The sequence below is a fragment of the Gemella sp. zg-570 genome (genome assembly GCF_018866345.1).
GTDB lineage: Bacteria > Bacillota > Bacilli > Staphylococcales > Gemellaceae > Gemelliphila.
On record NZ_CP076443.1, the window covers coordinates 609137 to 629067 of the forward strand.

Genomic DNA, 19931 nt, shown 5'->3' on the forward strand with positions numbered 1-19931 from the left:
AGTAGATTGGATATAATATAATATATAAAAGTTTTCGTCTGGTGGCGATAGCAAAGAGGACACACCTGTAACCATACCGAACACAGAAGTTAAGCTCTTTAGCGTCGAGGGTAGTTGGTCTTAGAACCTGCGAGATTAGAACGTTGCCAGGCTTTAGAGAACCCTTATGGGTTCTTTTTTTGTTTTATTGATTTGATTTTATAAAAAAAATAGTGTAACATTATACTATATAAATGGAGGTAATATTATGTATCTTGAAGATGAAAAATTATTAACTATAACTCAAAAAAATAAAAAAAGTATATTAGAAGCATTAGAAAAAATAAATTCTACATTTAATGAACTTAATATAAAGGTAGCTTATATTAAAATACTTAATAATTTACTCAAATTTAATAAAGGAATAGAAAACTATTTTTATTCTAAGAAACCAGGTTATAATACTATATTTCAAAAAAGAATTGATCAAAATGATGATAGTGAATATTTATTTACTAAAATCAAGGCAAGTTTAAAATCTGACTTTAATTTAGAAGGTTTTAACTCATTAGAGGCTGAGAAATTTTTTAACATAATTGATGAAATTGAAAGTAATATTTTATTATTATTTAAAGATGAAGAAGTATATGAATTTAATAATTATCTTATAAATTTGATTAATGATAAAAAATTAGATGATTTTATTTGGTTAAATACTATTTATAATTTATATAAAGAAAATCAAAGCATCCGCAATATAGTAAATGATTATAGAACATTTAATTCTATTGAATTTTCAGATTTATATAAAATGTATTTATTTGTAACAGATTATAATATTAATGAACTTTTATTTATAGGTGAATCTAAAGTAATTAGTGATGAATATTTATTAGATGTTAATAAGTTTTTTAACTATATGTATGATTTAGTTGAAGATATGAAAAATTTTGTTGCAAAAGAGAATAAGAAAGATATATTAAGCTTTGATTCTAAATTCAATACATATACTAATATAAAAACTCCTACTAAGAGTGAATTTATTTCCATAGTTAGAAAAATATTTGTAGTTATGAGAGATTTATATGAGAATGATAATACTAAATTATTATTAGATAATGTTTATCCTGTCTTAGTTAAATCTTTTTACGCTCCACTAAAAAATAACGTCAAGATAAAATATGAATTTAATGAAGATTTTATTTTTGCTTTAGAGTATATTCAAATAATTATTGAAGTTATGAGTGATACTGATGAATAATTCCTTGCAAGAAAAAGATTATTATTTAGTATATAATGATTATTACAATTTTGATTATTCTAAAGAACTAAATGTTTTATACTTACCTTTAATTGGTGCAAACGCTATAAAAATTTATGAATTTCTTGCTACTAAACTTTTAAATGATAAGAATATGACTGTTAATTCCATTCACTATGAACTTATTGATATGTTGGGGATAAATATTAAACAATTTGTTCTTATTAGAAAAAAATTAGAAGCTCTTGGATTGTTACAAACATATTACTTTGAGAAAGATAATAAAAAATTCTACATATATAAAATTCTTAGACCACTTAATTTTTACGAATTTTTAAATAATACTTTGTTGTCAGAATTATTGCAAAATGCTATTGGTTATGAAGCATACACATTAATTAAAGATAGATTTAGTCTTAATAAAGTTTCATTCGAAAATTTTTTAGATATTACAGCTAAATTTTCAGAAGTTTATTCTGATGAAGAAGTAGAATATAATATAAATAAAAATTCTAAAATAAGCTATGGTCCCAATTTAGACCAATATTATTTTGATTTTTCAAAATTAAATTATCTACTTAGTAATAAGTATTTAGATGTGATATTAGAAGATAATTCAATTAAGAAGGATATTTTAAATTTAGCACATTTGTATAAGGTAAGTCCTGAAAATATGGCTGATGCTATTGAGCATTCTATTGAGGATATAACTTCTGGAACATCCATTAATATAGAAGTTTTGAAAGATTACTTAAATCAGTTATTTGTTACGGTAAAAAAACAAAAACCGCCTGTACTTGATAATATGATTAATAAACACTTGCTTGCTGATACATATAATCTTGAAAGAGAACTTGATGAAAAAGAAAAATTTGCCAAGTTACTAGATAATATTAATTATATAGAATTTTTAAATAGAAAATGGGGCTTAATTATATCTGAAATTGATAGCAAAAATATTATTTTTAAATTACAAGATAAATATAATCTTACATCGGGAGTCCTTAATGTTCTTTTAGATTATGCCCTAAGTGAAAGTAATTCTAAAGGATTACCTAGTTTTAACTATTTTGATAAAATTGCAAGTTCTTGGTCGTCAACTAAAATGGTTAGTGCTTTAGATGCAATTAATTTTGTAAATTCTCAAAGAGATAATTACAATAAAAATAAATTTAACAGAACAAAAAGTAAAAATTATAATAATCCAGGTAATTTTTCAAAATCTCATATTGTGCAAACTCCTGATTATATAAAAGAGCAATTAAATAGTTTGAGCAATGATACAAAATTAGAAACTAATAATGATAGTATTTCTCATGATGAATTTGAGAAATTTTTGAAGGAAAAAGGAATTAATTAATGAAAAAAATTTCTAGTATAACTAAGAGCTTTAGTGAAAAAATAAATGTAGAAGAATTTTTAACAAATAATATTTTAAAAGATAAGGATATTTTAAAATTTATAAAAAAAAATAATATTAATGATGAAATATTTGAAAATAATAAGCAGATATTTTTTGATTTTTATCTTAGCAAGAATAAGGCTAAAGAAATAGAATATTTACCAAAATTAAAGTATAATGATGGAACTGTTTATTTAGAATTTTCTGAAACACCTAAGCAAAAAAAATTAAATGAAGAAAGAAAATGGTCTAATAGAATTAAAACGGAATACATATCTAAAGGTATTTTATACTCTAATTTTGCTAATGTTTCTAAGAATATTAATAAAATAGAATTATCAAAAAAATTAATTGATATTTGTGATGAACATCTCGCTGGTAGACAAACACGAGGCATCTATGTTTATGGGAAAACAGGAATAGGTAAGTCATATTTAATGGGCTGTGTTTATAACTATTTAAAAGATAAGGGGAAAGAACCAGCAATAATTTATTTTCCGGAATTTGTTCGCAAAATAAAAACAATGATTTCTAGTGGTGATTATACTTATGTAATTGATAGTATAAGAGAACAAGATATACTTATTATTGACGATATAGGTGCAGAAAATATTACTGAGTTTGTTCGTGATGAAATATTAGTTCCTATTATAAATTATCGTTCTTCAGAAAATTTATTAACATTTTTCACGTCAAATTTAGGTATTGTTGATTTGAGCGATTTTCTTTCTGTTACTAAAAATACTATTGATGAAACTAAGGCTATGAGAATTTTGGACAGAATAAGATATTTAGCAAGTCCAATATATTTAGATTGTGATAATGAAAGAACAAAATAAAAAATTACCTCTTGCACAAAATTATTCTTTGTGGTAAAATCATTAGCATAATATGATTATACAAAAAGGACACGATGATAAAATCACTTATTAAAGAGAGAGTATGGTGCTGAAAATACTTATAAGATTTTATTCATTACTACCTTGTAATTTTAATTGTATAAAGTTTTACGAGCTTTAATCGTTAAATGAGGAAATTTTTATTTCAAAAATGGGTGGTACCACGATATTTATTCGTCCCTATCTAGTTATAAACTAGGTAGGGATTTTTATTTTTATTATAAAAAAATTTTAAGGAGATTATAAAATGGTAAAATTAATATTTCCAGATGGGAACATAAGAGAGTATGAAAATAAATCAGCTTTAGAAGTAGCTGAAAGTATTAGTGTAAGTTTGAAGAAAAAAGTAGTTGCTACTAAATTAAATGATGCTTATATTGAATTGGAAAAACCTATAGAAGAAGATGGTTCTTTAAAATTAATATTGGCAGATGATAAAGATTCTGACGCATTATATGTTTTACGTCATTCGTCTGCCCATTTATTAGCACAGGCATTAAGAAGATTGTACGGAGAAAATGTTTGTTTCGGAGTTGGACCTGTTATAGATGGTGGTTTTTATTATGACTTTGACTGTGAATATAAAGTAAATGAAGAAGATTTACGCAACATAGAAAAAGAGATGAAAAAACTTATTTCTGAAAATCATAAAATTGAAGGTAGAGTAGTTTCAAAAGAGGAAGCGTTAGAAATATTTTATCACGACCCATACAAAATTGAACTAATAAATGATTTACCACTAGGTGAAGAAATTACAGTATATAAGCAAGGTGAATTTACTGACCTTTGTCGTGGTGGTCATGTTCTATCAACATCAAAAATTAAAGAATTTAAATTGTTATCAGTTGCTGGTGCATACTGGAGAGGAAATAGTAATAATAAAATGTTGCAACGTATATACGGAACAGCATTTTATAGTAAAGAATCTTTAGAAGACCATTTGAGAAAATTAGAAGAAGCTAAAGAACGTGACCATAGAAAATTAGGAAAAGAATTGGGAATATTTACAACAAGCCAAAAAGTAGGGGCAGGATTACCATTATGGTTACCAAACGGAGCAACAATTCGTAGAACAATAGAAAGATATATTGTAGATAAGGAAGTTTCATCTGGGTACGATCACGTTTATACACCAGTTTTAGCATCAGTAGATTTGTATAAAACAAGTGGACACTGGGAGCATTATCAAGAAGATATGTTTCCTAAAATGACTATGGACCATGAAGAAATGGTTTTACGTCCAATGAACTGTCCACATCACATGATGATTTATAAAAATGAAAAACATTCTTATAGAGAATTACCTATTAGAATAGCAGAGTTGGGTATGATGCACCGTTACGAAGCTAGTGGAGCGGTGAGTGGCTTGCAACGTGTAAGAGGTATGACGTTAAATGATGCCCATATTTTTGTTAGACCAGACCAAATAAAAGATGAATTTAAACGTACGGTTGCACTTATACAAGAAGCCTATAAAGATTTAGGAATAGAAAATTACAGTTATCGTCTATCATATCGTGATCCTGAAAATACTGAAAAATATTTTAACGATGACAAAATGTGGGAAAATGCACAATCAATGTTAAAAGAAGCGGCTGATGAACTAGAACTTAATTATGTTGAAGCAGAAGGTGAAGCGGCATTTTATGGACCAAAATTAGATGTTCAAGTAGAAACAGCCATAGGAAAACAAGAAACATTGTCGTCAGTTCAGTTAGACTTTTTACTACCAGAACGCTTTGAATTAGAATATGTAGGTGAAGACGGAAAAATGCACAGACCTGTGGTAATTCATCGTGGTGTAGTTTCTACTATGGAACGTTTGGTTGCTTTCTTATTAGAAGAATACAAAGGAGATTTGCCAACTTGGCTAGCTCCTAACCAAGTTCGTATAATTCCTGTAAACAATGACTATCACTATGAATATTCTAAAGAAATTTTTGAAGATTTGAAACGAAATGGAGTAAGAGTTTCAATAGATGATAGAAATGAAAAATTAGGATATAAAATTCGTGAAGCAGCAAATAAAAAAATTCCTTACACAATCGTTATAGGAGACAAAGAAGTAGAAAATAATTCTGTAAATGTAAGAACATTTGGTTCTCAAGAACAAAAAATAAAATCTTTTGCTGAATTTAAAGAAAATATATTAAAAGAAATTAGTGAAAGAAAAATTAAAAAAGAGGCGTAGAAATGACTTTATCACAAAAAATAAAAACAATTCAAGATGGAGAAAGAAAAGTAATAATTAAAACAACTAAAGGAGATATGACTTTTAAATTATTTGAAAAAGATATACCTAAAACTGTAGAAAATTTTATTACTCATGCCAAAAATGGTTACTACAATGGAATTATATTTCATAGGGTAATTAAGGATTTTATGATTCAAGGAGGAGACCCAACTGGTACAGGAATGGGTGGTGAGTCTATTTGGAATTCTCCTTTTGAAGATGAATTTTCTCCAAATTATTTTAATTTTTATGGATCCTTATCTATGGCTAATTCAGGACCGAATACAAACGGAAGTCAATTTTTTGTTGTCCAAGCAAAACATGTTGATAGTATGATGTTATCACAATTAGAAGCTGGGGGTTGGTCAAAAGAGGCAATCGAAATATATGCAGAGCAAGGTGGTACTCCTTGGCTAGACCATCGTCATACAGTTTTTGGTCATATCATTGATGGTGTAGAAGTTTTAGAAAAAATTGCTAACGTTGAAACAGGATTTCAAGATAAACCTATTGAAGAAGTATCAATAATAGAGCTAGTAGTAGAATAAAAAAATGAGAATATTATTCTCATCTTTTTTTATTTTAATATTGTTTTAAATATTGTTCTACTTCCCAGTCGGTTACACGAGTTCTAAAAACATCCCACTCAATAGATTTAGCTTCTATAAAGTTTTGGAATATGTGGTCGCCTAAAGATTCTTTAATTATGGTAGAATCTTTAAGTTCTTTTAATGCAGTATATAAAGTTGAAGGTAGTTCATCAATTCCTTCTGCAATTCTTTCTTCTCTAGTCCTTATATATATGTTACTATTTACTTCTTGCATAGGCTCAAGTTTATTTTCTATACCATCTAAACCTGCAGCTAATATTGTTGCCATAGCCAAGTATGGATTCGCTGCAGGATCTACTGAACGTATTTCTACACGAGTAGATTTACCACGTGAAGCAGGGATACGCACTAATGGCGACCTATTAGAAGTCGACCAAGCTACATAACAAGGAGCTTCATATCCAGGAACAAGACGCTTATAAGAGTTTACGGTAGGGTTACATATAGCAGTAAAACTACGGGCATGTTTTAGTATTCCAGCTATGAAATGATATGTTTCTTTCGATAATTTATTTTCAGAGTTTTCATCATAGAAACAATTTTCTCCATCTTTAAAAAGAGAAACGTTGCAGTGCATACCAGAACCGTTTATTCCGTATATAGGTTTTGGCATAAATGTTGCGTTTAATCCATGTTTACGAGCGATAGTCTTAACAATTAGTTTGAATGTTTGAATATTGTCGCAAGCACTTATTACATCTGCATATTTAAAATCAATTTCATGTTGTCCTGGTGCAACTTCGTGATGACTAGCTTCTATCTCAAAACCTAAATTTTCTAATTCTAAAACTATATCGCGTCTTACATTTTCTCCTAAGTCAACGGGTGCAAGGTCAAAATAACCTCCATTATCATTCAAGTCTAAAGTAGGCTCACCATTTTCTTTTAGTTTGAATAAGAAAAATTCTGGTTCTGGTCCTAGATTTAGGGTATCAAATCCTAGGTCATTCATTTTTTTCAATATTCTTTTTAAATTTCCACGTGGGTCGCCTGCAAAAGGTTTTCTATCAGGAGTATAAACATCACAAATAAATCTTGCAACTTTTCCATATTCACTATCCCATGAAAATACTAAAAAAGTATCCAAGTCTGGATAAAGATACATATCACTCTCTTCAATGCGCACAAAACCTTCAATAGATGAACCATCAAACATCATATTATTATCTAGAACTTTATCGATTTGACTTACAGGAACTTCAACATTTTTTATAGTTCCTGTAATATCAGTAAATTGCAATCTAATGTATTTTACATTTTCCCTTTTAATTGTCTCTAGTATTTTCTGTCTTTTTGACATAATAAAATCTCCTTTTAATATTTTTATTTTTTATTATTATAAAACCTAGAAAGGTCGCCACGACCAATAGATTGTTCTCTATTTGAAGCGTTTGGTCCAATAAATATATCGTTATGAATAATTTGTCTAATTTTATTTATTTCTGAAGAAACTTTTTTATTATTAATTATTTCATCAACAGCCTTTATACTAAAACCTTTATTCAATAATTCTTTTATAGACAATAATTTTTCAACATCATTTATCGAAAATAATCTTGTATTTCCTGGAGTTCTTTCAGGATTTATAAGTTTTTTATCTTCGTAGTAACGAATTTGTCTAGCAGAAAGTTGTGTTATCCTTGTGACAACACTAATTGACAAGGCAGGTAGATTTTTTTGAAAATCTTTAAATCCCATAATTTCACCTTCCTATCTATATTTACAAAGGTATAATAACATAAAAAATATATAAAGTAAAAGTATATGTTAAATAATCTAACATTTTATTTTAGATTTTAATGAAATATTTTTATAATTGACAGAAAATTTTATTATTAAAAAATATAATTAGTGTAAATTTATTAAAAGTATGATAAAATGAATCTAATAAAATTTTATTGTGGAGGAAAATATGCTATTTGTGCTAAGTACTATATTAGTTTTTTTACTTACTTTTATTTGTTTTTCAGCCCTATATGTAATTTTAGTATCGAATAAATTTATTAATAAAAAAAGATTTGATAGATTATTTAGATTAATTTTAGTATATAGTGTATTTGTTACCCTTGTATATATTTTCCAATATTTGTATATTTAAAGGTTAAATTTTAATAGTGTTTGGAAGTGAATAATTTGAAAAAAGATTCCTTGTTTAAAGGAACATTTATTTTAAGTCTAAGCTTAATTTTAACAAAATTAATAGGTTTAATTTATATTATTCCCTACTATAGTATAGTGGGTGGTAAACCTAATATGATTTTGATAAATTATGCTTATAATTATTATGTATTATTATTAGAATTGTCTGCTGCTGGTATTCCCCTAGCAATATCAAAATTAATATCTAAATATAACGAAATAGGTAATTTTGAAAAAAGTAAAAGAATAGCAAAAACTGGTTCAAGTATTTTACTTGTATTTGGAATAATTGGATTTTTTATTTTTATTTTTGGTGCTAAGTATATGGCTGCATATACAATATCTACCGTTGATGTACCATTAAGATATACAGTAGAGGACTTGGAGTTAGTAATTCAAACTTTAAGTTTAGCAGTTCCTTTTGTTATGATAAATGGAGGTTTGCGTGGTATTTTTCAAGGTCATGAAATTATGCTTCCTTCAGCAATATCTCAATTTTTTGAACAGGTATTTAGAATAGCTGTTATGATGCTTGGAACTTATATAGTAATGCAAATAACAAAAGGTAATGTTGTATATGCAAATGCTATGGCAACTTTTGCTTCGGGTATTGGAGCCATAATTGCAGTGCTTATTTTATTATATTATTATGTAAGATTTAAAAACAATTTAGATTTTAATAATTATAATGATATTGTTTATAAAAAAGAAAAGACTGTATCTATAATTAAAGAAATATTTTCTGTTTCTGTCCCCTTTGTTATAGTATCATCATTTTTTTCTATTCTAACTTTGATAGACCAAAATACTATCATACCTGCTATGGATATATTGGGAAAAGCTCAAATTGGAGAAGACCAGTTTAATGTTTATAATAATTATATTAATAAATTGGTTATGATTTCTGTTTCTTTAGCACCGGCACTGACAGGGGCGTTTTTACCTGCTATTACAAGACTTTATGTCAATAAAAAGACTGACGAGGTTAGTATTCAAATCAATAAAGTTATTCTAGCCTTATTGATGATAGTAATGCCATCTCTTTTTGGCATGTATATACTAACAGAACCTATCTACGTTTCTTTTTATGAATTTGACCTTGAGGCTTTTTATTTGATGAGAATATATATACCATTAGCCTTATTTTATTCTGTGTATGGAATTACGAGTATCATAATGCAAGCCATAGACAAACAAAGAATAAATATCTACACAATAATTGTAGGAGTATGTTTTAAATTTTTCTTAAATGAGAAATTTATATTACACTTTGAAACAGAAGGAGCAATATATTGCTCAATTCTAACCTATATTTTGATGATATTTTTAAATTTTGTAGTTATAGAGTATGAGATAGGTTTAAGAATTAGGGAATTTGCTAAGAATTTTATAAAAATATTAATTTCTTGTTTTATAATGAGTTTTGTTATTTTAGCAATTTATGATTCGATAATATCTAATTTTAATATACATTTTAAAATAGATAGTTCTATTCTAGTTGCTATTTGTGCTGTATTTGGAGTAGTTATTTACTTTGTAGTTTTAAGTAAAAGTAAATTTGTAAGATATTTATTTGGCAAAAATATAAACTTAAAAACTATACTAAGGAGAGGATAATATGAGATTAGATAAATATATTAGTTCTTGTACAACTCTTAGTAGAAATGAAGTGAAAAAAGTTATAAAAAAAGGTGTATTAGTCAATAATATTCTTATCAAATCACCAAATTTTAAGGTTAATGAAGATGACAAAGTTCAAGTAGATGGAGAAATACTAGAATATAGAAAATATATTTACATAATGTTAAATAAGGAAAAGAATGTTGTAAGTGCCACACAAGATGCTAGAGATAAGGCGGTAATTGATTATTTAAGTGATAAAGATAAAATTTTAGCCACTTTTCCAGTCGGCAGACTAGATAAGGATACAGAGGGTTTAATACTTCTTACTAATAATGGAGATTTAGCACATAATTTATTATCCCCCAAGAAAAATATTGATAAAAAATATTATGTAGAAGTGGATGGTCAATTAAATAGTAGTATAGTAGATTTATTTTTACAAGGTGTACATATCGGAGATTATAAGTGTAAAAGTTCTAAGTTAGAAATTATTTTTTCTTCTGAAGAAAAAAGCAAAGCTTTTATTACTATATCCGAAGGTAAATTTCATCAGATAAAAAGAATGATGAAAGCAGTTAATTTAAATGTTATATATTTAAAAAGACTTACTATTGGAAACTTAGTATTAGATGAAAATTTAAAACTAGGTGAATATAGATATTTAACAAAAGAAGAAATAGAAAAAATACAAAATAAGTGAGGTAAATAAGATGAATATTAATTTTAAAGAAGAAGCCCTAAAATACAAAGAAGATTTATTAAAAGATTTGTTTGAACTTTTAAGAGTAGAGTCATATACTGGAGGAGAAATAAGTAAAGATGCTCCTTTTGGAAAAGGTCCAAGAGCAGGTTTGGATAAAATCTTGTCATTTGGTCAGCGTGATGGATATATTACTAAAAATGTAGGTAATGTTTCTGGACATATAGAAGTAGGAGAGGGTCAAGAAATTTTTGGTATATTAGGACACGTTGATGTAGTTCCTGCTAATCCTAGTGAGTGGGTATCAAAACCTTTTGAACCAGAAATTCGAGATGGTAAAATTTTTGCTCGTGGTGTCCTTGATGATAAGGGACCTACTATGGCAGCCTACTATGCAGTGAAATTACTTGATGACTTAGGTGTTGATTGGAAAAAACGTATTAGGTTAATAGTTGGAACAGATGAAGAAGTAGGATTTAGATGTGTAAAAAGATATTTTGAAACTGAAGAAAGACCAGATTTAGGGTTTACACCTGATGCTCATTATCCAGTAATATATGGAGAAAAAGCACACGCTAATTTTAGATATGATTTAAAATTTGTAAAAGATGAAAGTTTTTCAGATTTCAAATTACTGTCATTAAATTCTGGGCTAGCTAAGAATATGGTGCCTAGTGAAGCTATTGCAAAATTATCTGGTGATTTTGCTAAACTAGAAGAAAAATTAAAATCTTATTCTTACGATAATTACAAAGTAGAAGATGGTCAAGAAATAACTTTAATTTTTTATGGCAAAGCTGCTCATGGTTCTACTCCTGAATTAGGACTTAATGCTGCAACAATTATGGCAGAATTTTTAAATGCCTTATCACTTGATGTAAATGGAAAAAATTATGTAGAACACATAGCCTTGAATTTAGCAAATGACCCATTCGGAGAAAAGTTAGGTTTGAAATATAGTGATAATGAAATGGGAACAGCTACTTTTAATTATGGTATTTTTAAATATGATTTAGAAAAACAAGTTGCTAGTATAGAGACTGATACACGCTATCCTGCAAAGTATGATTTAGTATCAAAAGTAAATGCTTTATCATTTGAAAATTTTGATATTGACCTTTATGCTAATAAGGGTGCTCACTACGTTCCAAAAGAAGATGATTTAGTTCAAACTTTACTTTCTGTTTATAGAAAACATACTGGAGATTTTGAAAATGATGCTATGGTTATAGGTGGAGGAACCTATGCTAGATGTATGAAAAAAGCAGTAGCTTTTGGAGTTTTATTACCAGGAAGAGAAGATACAATGCACCAAGCAAATGAATATGTGTTTGTAGAAGATTTGTTACTATCAGTTGCAATTTTTGCAGAATCTATTTATGGAATTTGTTGTGAATAATATAAATAAAAAATCAGTGTAGATATAAAAATCTACACTGATTTTTTCATACTAATTATAAAAAAATAAAACTTTACTTTTAAATTTATTTTTATTAAAATATTTTTTTTAAATATTTATTTTTAAAATAATAACTTATTATAATAAAGTATAAAGAGAAAATAATTATTTTTTTTAATAAATAGTAATAATATTTTTGAAAATTTTAAGTTTAGTTTTAGAGATGTTATCTTGAAAAAATTAATTAAAAATTGTAAAATAGTAATGCATTATTAAAGAATATTATTAATTAGGAAAGGAGTGGTATTTTGGCTAGAGAATATTATCAGATGGGTTGGACGCTAGGTGAACAATACGAAGAAGATTATTATTTTTCAAGAGAAGATAATAAGTATTTTATAAAGAAAAATACCACTCCTTTAATAGCTACCTTATCCGCAGAAAAGATAGTTCCTAAATTAAAATGGACTAGAAGGCTTAGTAATGGTGATGTTATAATTGCTCAAGATTTTGAGAATGGTCGTACTCTTTTAGCAGATGAAATGACTGACCCAAGAATACCTAAAATACTTAGTAGAGTTCATAATTCTGTTAAGATAAAAAAATTGATGCAAACTCAAGGTTTTAAAGAAACCACAGCACTTAGTTCTTTGAGAAATCTTGAAAAAATATTGTCAGAAGAACTACTTAGAAATAGTGATATTGCTATGGTATTTAATTATTTAAAAAATAATGTTCCTATTACTGAAACTTTTTCTCCTTGCCATGCTGATTTGCACAAGGATAATTGGTTATTATCAGATAGTGGAAAGTTGTTTTTAGTTGATTGGGAGCAGTCTATACTTGGAGATGCTGCCATAGATATTTCATTTATTTTGTATCGTTATATTCCTCAAAAAGATTGGGATTTATGGCTTGAAAGCTATGGAATAAAATCAAGTTTAGCTTACAGGTTGAAACTTAAATGGTATATGTCTTTTCAGTCCTTAGTAATGGTTGTTTGGTATCATGAAAAACAACAATTCGCTGAAATGAATGAATGGTTATTATTTATCAATAAAATATTTTTAGAATATGTATAAGAGATATATAAAAATATCTCTTTTTTTGTTAATAAAAAATTATTAATATCCTATTTTGATATTTAAAGTATAGCAGTAAATTATGATAAAATGATTTATTTTAAATTTTTTATTTTATATTTTTCAAAAAAATTTTAATTTATTTATCTGGCTATGTTATAATTATGGTAATATTTTTATTTTGAAGGTGTAATAATGAAGATAAAAAAATATAGTTTATATCTAATAGATTTAGATGGAACAATGTATAACGGTAATGAAAAAATAAAATACGCAAAAGAATTTATTGATTATCTAAATTCTAATAATATAGATTACTTATTTTTAACTAATAATTCTACAAAAACAGAAAGTGATGTAGTTAAAAAATTAAAAAGTTTAGATATAGAAACTAGCGAAAAAAATATATTTACTTCATCAGAAGCAGCGGCTTTATATATGAAGAAAAAATCTTATAAAAAATCATATCTTATAGGAGAAGATGGTTTAAGAGAAACTTTATTAAGAAATGATATATCAATTACTAATAAAGATGATGCACAAGCTGTTGTTGTAGGTTTGGATAGAAATTTAACTTATGAAAAATTAAAACAAGCCTGCTTTATAATTAGGAATGGTGCAGAGTTTATAGGAACAAATCCAGACAAACTACTTCCCACAGAAGAAGGTATGGCACCTAGTAATGGAGGACAGGTAAAATATTTAGAGTATGTAACTGGTGTTAAACCTACTGTAATTGGCAAACCCAACAAGATTATTATGGATTTAGCTATTTCTAAATTTAATTATAATATGGAAGATATAGTAATGGTTGGTGATAATTATGATACGGATATTATGTCTGGAATAAATGCAGGAATAGATACCATTCATGTACAAACAGGAGTTACAATTAAGGAAGCTTTGAAAGCAAAAGCAAAACAACCTACATACAGTATAAAAAATTTGAGTGAATTAATAAATAATTTTAATTAAATTATAATATAAAGGAGCCAAATAATGATAATAACTAATGAAGAACAACTTGAAAAAATGAAAGAAATAGGTAGAATTTGTGCAATAATAAGAGATACAATGAAAGTAGCGGCAGTACCTGGAGTATCAACAAAAGAATTAGATAATATAGCAAAAAAATTATTTGAAGAGTATGGAGCAAGTTCAGCACCAATAACTGAATATGATTTCCCAGGTTATACATGTATATCACTTAACAATCAAGCAGCACACGGTATACCAGCAAATAATAAAATATTAAAAGATGGAGATTTACTTAATATTGATGTTTCTGGTTGTAAAGACGGATATTATGCAGATACTGGAGTATCTTTTGTAGTTGGTAAATGTGATAACGATATGAAGCAAAAAGTATGCGATGTAGCAAAAGAAGCATTTTTTGAAGGAGTTAAGTATGCCCAAGCAGGAAAAAAAATAAATCAAATAGGTAAAAATATCCATAAAAAAATAAAAGAACATAAATTGCAAGTAATAGAAAACTTAACAGGACATGGGATAGGAACAAGTCTACATCAGGAACCACAACACGTATTTAATTATTTTGACCCTTGGGATAATCTTATTTTAAAAAATGGAATGTGTTTAGCTGTTGAACCCTTTGTTTCTACAAAAGCAAAAGAAGTTTCTAATAGCGACAGAGATGAATGGGAATTGGTAACAAAAGATAACTCATTTGTAGCCCAGTACGAGCATACAATAATGGTTAGAGAAAATGAAGAACCATTTATTTTAACAAAAATAGATTAAAAATTAATTATAGGTAAGTGTTATTGACAATTTAAAAAAAATAAATTATCATACTTATTATAAAATTTTAGGAGAAAAATAAAATGGCTGAAAATTTAGTAATTGTCGAGTCTCCGTCGAAAGCTAAAACAATAGAAAAGTATCTGGGTAAAAAATATAAGGTAATTTCTTCAAAAGGACATATAAAAGATCTTCCAAAAAGTAGAATGGGTGTAGAGGTGCTTGACAAAGAAAATATCCAAGCAGACTACATATCTATAAGAGGCAAGGGAGATGTTATAAAGTTTTTAAAAAAAGAAGCAAAGGGTATGAAAAAAATATATCTTGCTTCCGACCCTGATAGAGAAGGTGAAGCTATTGCTTGGCACATATCAAGTATTTTAGATTTACCACAAGAAAAAAATAGAATAATTTTTAATGAAATAACTAAAGATTCTGTAAAAGAAGCGATAAAACATCCTAGAGAAATAGATGAAAATTTAGTTGACTCACAGCAGGCAAGACGTGTTCTTGATAGGTTGGTAGGTTATAATATTTCGCCAGTCTTGTGGAAAAAAGTAAAACCAAAACTATCTGCTGGTAGAGTTCAAAGTACAGCTTTAAAACTTATTGTTGATAAAGAAAATGAAATTCGCAATTTTATACCAGAAGAATATTGGTCTTTACAGATAGATTTTATTAAGGATAGAAAAATTTTATCTGCTAATTTTTATTCTTATGATGATGAAAAAATAAAATTAAAAACTAAAAAAGATGTGGATAAGGTAAAAAAATCTATTACTAGTAATGAATTTTTAGTAGTAGATGTTATAAAAGTAAATAAAAATAGAAATTCTCCTAATGTATTTACAACATCAACTATGCAACAAGATGCTTCTAGGAAAATTAACTTTAAAACTAGAAAAACAATGAGTCTTGCTCAAGAATTGTATGAAGGAATAAATCTTAAAAAGTTAGGAGGAGTTACTGGACTTATAACTTATATGAGAACAGACTCTACTAGGATATCAGATGACGCTAAAAATCAAGCATATAATTTTATCTTGAAAAATTTTGGAAAAGAGTATTGTTCTACTTCTGCTAAAAAAACTAAGGAAAATAAAAATATTCAAGATGCACATGAGGGGATTAGACCAACCAATGTTGAGTTTACTCCTGATAGGGTTAAAGAATATTTAAGTCCTGACCAATACAAGTTATATAAATTGATTTGGGAAAGATTTGTGGCTAGTCAGATGTCGGATGCTATTTATGAAACGACAACAACAACTTTTAAAAATAATAAGGTCATTTTTAAAGCTAGTGAATCTAAAATTATATTTGAAGGATTTTTAAAAATTCTTAATGACAAAGAAAAAGTTAAAAAAGTCGCAGAATTTGAAAAAGGAGAATTTGCCAAAATAAAAAATATTAAAGAGCAACAACATTTTACGCAACCACCCGCTAGATATTCAGAAGCAAGACTAATAGCGACGTTAGAAGAATTAGGTATAGGCAGACCATCAACTTATGTTACTATTATTGATACCTTGCAAAAAAGATATTATGCAAAAATAACAAATAAAGTTTTTTATCCTACCGAGTTAGGAGAAGTTGTTTGTAAAATGATAGCAGAATATTTTCCTGACATTATCAATGCTGAATTTACAGCTAATTTAGAAACTGATTTAGATAAAATAGCTGATGGTGAAATTAGATGGCAAAATGCAATTTATAATTTTTATAATGATTTTTATAAAGATGTAGTCAAGGCAGAAAAAGAATTAAATAAGGTAGAAATACAAAAAGAATATACTGGTGAAAACTGTCCAGATTGTAGTTCGCCCTTGTTGTTTAAGTTAGGAAAATTTGGAAAATTTGTGGCTTGTTCAAACTTTCCAGATTGTAGATATACAGAGACAATACAGAAAAAAGTTGGTGTAACTTGTCCTAAGTGTAGTAAACACGAAATATTAGAAAAAAAATCAAAAAAAGGAAAAGTATTTTACGGTTGTGAATCTTTTCCAGAATGCGATTTTGTTTCTTGGGATAAGCCGATAAATAGAATTTGCCCTAAATGTAAAAACTTGTTATTTGAGGGTAAAAAATATGTATACTGTAATCAGTGTGATTACAAGGAAGATAGCAAAGAGAAAAAGTAAGTTGAATTTTATATTCAACTTACTTTTTCTTGAAAAGAAAACTAATATGTTATAATATATTTAGATAGATAAAAAATAGAGGTTATTTATGACATTACAATTCAAAGAATTTAGAAAAAAAATAGCTCGTAAAAAATATTTAGATTTAGATTTTACACTAGAAGAAAACTCTTCATTAACTATAATTAATGACAATGACAAAGTATTAGAATTAATAAAAAAAGTATTTAAGAGAAATTTACGTTATGATGGTAAAGTATTTATAAACGACAAAGATATAAAAAAAATTAAAAACTATTATCCATATTTTAAAAATAATATAGGATTTTATAATAATTTTTCCCTATATCAAAACTTAAAAACAAGTTTATCCTTATTTAAAATTAAGTATACAAAAAAACAAATATTAGAAATTTTATCCTTAGCAAATTTGGATTATAAGTCTAATTACGCTAAGTTAGATTTATCTTCTAAAGAAAAATTTAGTATATTATTTTCGTCATTAGTATCTCAAAAAATATTTATAGTAGATATAACGGATACAAAATTAAATGTTAAAGACATGGCTTATATAACAAGTTTTCTAAAAAAAGAAATAGCCAAAAACAATAGAAATATAGTTATATTATCTAAAAAGTTAAATGACCTTGCTCTTTTATGTGAAAAAACTTTAGTTATTTCAGAAGATAAACAAGTTTATTTTGATGATACAAATAAACTCTCTGTGATTAAGGATTTAGTTGTTTTAGAAATTACAGACTACAAAGAAGAAGATTTATATAAAGATTTACATTTTGATTTTAAAACTATTGATAAAAAATTAATAATTAGAAGAGATAACCTAGAAGACGCCCTGTATTATTTTGTAAAATCTAATATTGAAGTATTAAATATAAGTGATTTTAATGAAGATGCAGATTTATATGAAGTAGAGGAGTAGTTAGATGTTAAAAATAGAGATTTTAAAAGTTTTAAAAAGAAAATTAAATTATATTTATTTTGTATTCTTGCTCCTAGTAAGTGGTTTGTCAGCATATAAGTACCAAAGTATAATAAATTATTTAGAAGTAGATTTTGAAACTTATTTGTATAATTATGTTTTGAAAGTTTTATTAATTCTAGTTGCTTTTATTTTAGGGCTTAATATAATATTTAGTTATAGAGAAGACTATAAGACTAAGGTAAATAATATTATTTATAACTCAAAAGTAACTAATTTTTCAAATATCTTTTCTAAGCTACTTGTTAAATTTATTAATTTTACATTATATTATTTCTTAATATTAGCTATAAATCTAGCTTATTTCCACTACATAAAAATTTTCGATTTAATATCTTTTTTAAAGAATGTGAATTATTTATATAGTTTGGGATTAGCTTGTGCAATATTATTATTTGTTGCTAATTTTGTTTTGTTTATTCTATCTATGTTCAATAATACAAATTTGGCAGTAGCTATATCTTTATTATTCTTTGCTGGTTCAAAATATGTTGTAGCTTACTTAGTATCTTTTAACAATATATTCAAATATTTAAAATATACATTTACAGATATTCATAATATTGCTATTGCACAAATATTTTTAGAGCAAAAAAATACATTACTTTTAACAATCATAACTTTAATTATAAATTCACTTATTTTGTTTTTACTATCACTAATACTAAAATGGCTTAAGCAAAAATAATTGACAAGTATTAAAATTTTAAATAGAATATTATCATAGTTCCAAAGGGGAGTAACTTAACTCTTTTGAGTTTCTGATATCGTCATTACATAGATAAAATTCTATCGGTATTAGAGATAACGTTGTTATTTAGTAAGACCTTTGCTTTTAATTTAAAAGCGGGGGTCTTTTTATATTTTGAAAGGAGAAAAAATGGACACACAAATTTTAATTCAATACCTTATAGTATTATTAAGTTTAATATTATTGGAGGGCTTATTATCAGCTGATAATGCGATAGTCTTGGCAATAATGGTAAGGCATTTACCACTAATTCAGCAGAAAAAAGCACTTATGTATGGTTTGGTTGGGGCGTTAGTATTTCGTATTATAGCTATTTTCTTAATTACAGTTTTGGTTCAGTATTGGCAAATACAAGTAGTGGGTGGCTTATATCTATTATATATGTCTATCACACACATAAAAGAATTTTATAAAAAATTAAACGCTTATCAAGAATACGAAGAAAATGGAAACACAAAAAATCAAAGTGGTTTTTGGGATACAGTAATAAAAGTAGAATTAACTGACATTGCATTTGCAGTTGATTCAATTTTAGCGGCAGTTGCCATAGCCATAACACTACCACACATTTCAGAAACTTCAATAGGCGGAATAAACTTAGGGCAATTTGTAGTTATGGTATTAGGTGGAATTATTGGTGTAATTATAATGCGTTTTGCCGCCAATATATTCATAAAAATATTGAATGACCAACCAGGTCTTGAACTTGCAGCCTTTTTAATTGTTGCTTGGGTTGGTATTAAATTGTTTGTAATTGCAGCGGCAAACAAAAAATTAGGATATTTACCACATGAATTTCCACATTCAACTTTATGGACAGTAATTTTTTGGGTTGTTTTATTCGGCTTACTTTTATTTGGAATTTGGTATTCTAAAAAATTAAATAGTAAAATTAATGAAATTAATAAATAAAAAGTGAGCAAATATTTTGCTCGCTTTTTTTATTTATC

17 protein-coding genes and 1 rRNA gene are annotated in these 19931 nt (G+C 26.7%); 16 read left to right on the forward strand and 2 right to left on the reverse strand.

Translation table 11 applies throughout. The features are described 5' to 3' along the window. Positions 1-37: 37 nt before the first annotated feature. From rrf to KMP11_RS03195, 6 genes are all read left to right on the forward strand, one after another. Positions 38-152: ribosomal RNA gene (gene rrf, locus KMP11_RS03170) — 5S ribosomal RNA — on the forward strand. Between the two features lie 95 nt (positions 153-247). Continuing rightward, positions 248-1240 carry a hypothetical protein gene (locus KMP11_RS03175; protein ID WP_253195970.1) on the forward strand — a complete coding sequence of 331 codons (993 nt, stop codon included), beginning with the start codon at positions 248-250 and terminating at the stop codon, positions 1238-1240. Then, on the forward strand, positions 1233-2600 hold the full coding sequence (locus tag KMP11_RS03180) for a DnaD domain protein (protein WP_215756463.1): 1368 nt from the start codon (positions 1233-1235) through the stop codon (positions 2598-2600). Before KMP11_RS03175 ends, KMP11_RS03180 begins: the two co-directional genes overlap by 8 nt. Then, positions 2600-3481 carry a primosomal protein DnaI gene (gene dnaI / locus KMP11_RS03185; RefSeq protein ID WP_215756464.1) on the forward strand — a complete coding sequence of 294 codons (882 nt, stop codon included), beginning with the start codon at positions 2600-2602 and terminating at the stop codon, positions 3479-3481. The genes KMP11_RS03180 and dnaI overlap by 1 nt, the downstream gene beginning before the upstream one ends. Positions 3482-3788: 307 nt before the next feature. Further along, positions 3789-5732 carry a threonine--tRNA ligase gene (thrS, locus tag KMP11_RS03190; protein ID WP_216280091.1) on the forward strand — a complete coding sequence of 648 codons (1944 nt, stop codon included), beginning with the start codon at positions 3789-3791 and terminating at the stop codon, positions 5730-5732. 2 nt (positions 5733-5734) lie between these two features. Next, positions 5735-6322, forward strand: a complete 588-nt coding sequence (locus KMP11_RS03195) for a peptidylprolyl isomerase (protein ID WP_215756466.1) — start codon at positions 5735-5737, stop codon at positions 6320-6322. 34 nt (positions 6323-6356) lie between these two features. Here the strand turns inward: KMP11_RS03195 and glnA are convergent, their stop codons facing one another. Both glnA and KMP11_RS03205 read right to left on the reverse strand, forming a co-directional pair. Continuing rightward, a complete protein-coding gene (gene glnA, locus KMP11_RS03200) occupies positions 6357-7685 on the reverse strand; it encodes a type I glutamate--ammonia ligase (protein WP_216280092.1) in 1329 nt (442 codons plus the stop codon). A gap of 23 nt (positions 7686-7708) precedes the next feature. Next, positions 7709-8083 carry a MerR family transcriptional regulator gene (locus tag KMP11_RS03205; RefSeq protein ID WP_215756468.1) on the reverse strand — a complete coding sequence of 125 codons (375 nt, stop codon included), beginning with the start codon at positions 8081-8083 and terminating at the stop codon, positions 7709-7711. A 435-nt stretch (positions 8084-8518) separates the two neighbouring features. On the opposite strand from KMP11_RS03205, the gene KMP11_RS03210 reads away from it, so the two are divergent. The 10 genes from KMP11_RS03210 (at position 8519) to KMP11_RS03255 (ending at position 19893) form a co-directional block, all read left to right on the forward strand. Next, positions 8519-10141, forward strand: coding sequence for a putative polysaccharide biosynthesis protein (locus tag KMP11_RS03210; protein WP_215756469.1), 1623 nt, complete (start codon positions 8519-8521; stop codon positions 10139-10141). 1 nt (position 10142) lies between these two features. Then, entirely contained in the window at positions 10143-10847 is a 705-nt protein-coding gene (locus KMP11_RS03215) for a pseudouridine synthase (RefSeq protein ID WP_215756470.1), read from the forward strand. 10 nt (positions 10848-10857) lie between these two features. Next, entirely contained in the window at positions 10858-12246 is a 1389-nt protein-coding gene (gene pepV, locus KMP11_RS03220) for a dipeptidase PepV (RefSeq protein ID WP_215756471.1), read from the forward strand. Positions 12247-12554: 308 nt separating this feature from the next. Then, on the forward strand, positions 12555-13328 hold the full coding sequence (locus KMP11_RS03225; protein WP_215756472.1) for a phosphotransferase family protein: 774 nt from the start codon (positions 12555-12557) through the stop codon (positions 13326-13328). A 195-nt stretch (positions 13329-13523) separates the two neighbouring features. Then, complete coding sequence (locus tag KMP11_RS03230) at positions 13524-14303, forward strand: TIGR01457 family HAD-type hydrolase (RefSeq protein ID WP_215756473.1); 780 nt, start codon at positions 13524-13526, stop codon at positions 14301-14303. Between the two features lie 24 nt (positions 14304-14327). Continuing rightward, the gene (gene map / locus KMP11_RS03235; RefSeq protein ID WP_215756474.1) at positions 14328-15089 is read left to right on the forward strand and encodes a type I methionyl aminopeptidase; all 762 of its coding nucleotides are present in this window, start codon (positions 14328-14330) and stop codon (positions 15087-15089) included. A gap of 83 nt (positions 15090-15172) precedes the next feature. After that, the gene (topA, locus tag KMP11_RS03240; RefSeq protein ID WP_216280093.1) at positions 15173-17230 is read left to right on the forward strand and encodes a type I DNA topoisomerase; all 2058 of its coding nucleotides are present in this window, start codon (positions 15173-15175) and stop codon (positions 17228-17230) included. 88 nt (positions 17231-17318) lie between these two features. Further along, entirely contained in the window at positions 17319-18170 is an 852-nt protein-coding gene (locus KMP11_RS03245) for a hypothetical protein (protein ID WP_216280094.1), read from the forward strand. Between the two features lie 4 nt (positions 18171-18174). Beyond that, entirely contained in the window at positions 18175-18918 is a 744-nt protein-coding gene (locus KMP11_RS03250; protein ID WP_216280095.1) for a hypothetical protein, read from the forward strand. A gap of 192 nt (positions 18919-19110) precedes the next feature. Beyond that, complete coding sequence (locus KMP11_RS03255) at positions 19111-19893, forward strand: TerC family protein (RefSeq protein WP_215756478.1); 783 nt, start codon at positions 19111-19113, stop codon at positions 19891-19893. Positions 19894-19931 lie beyond the last annotated feature (38 nt).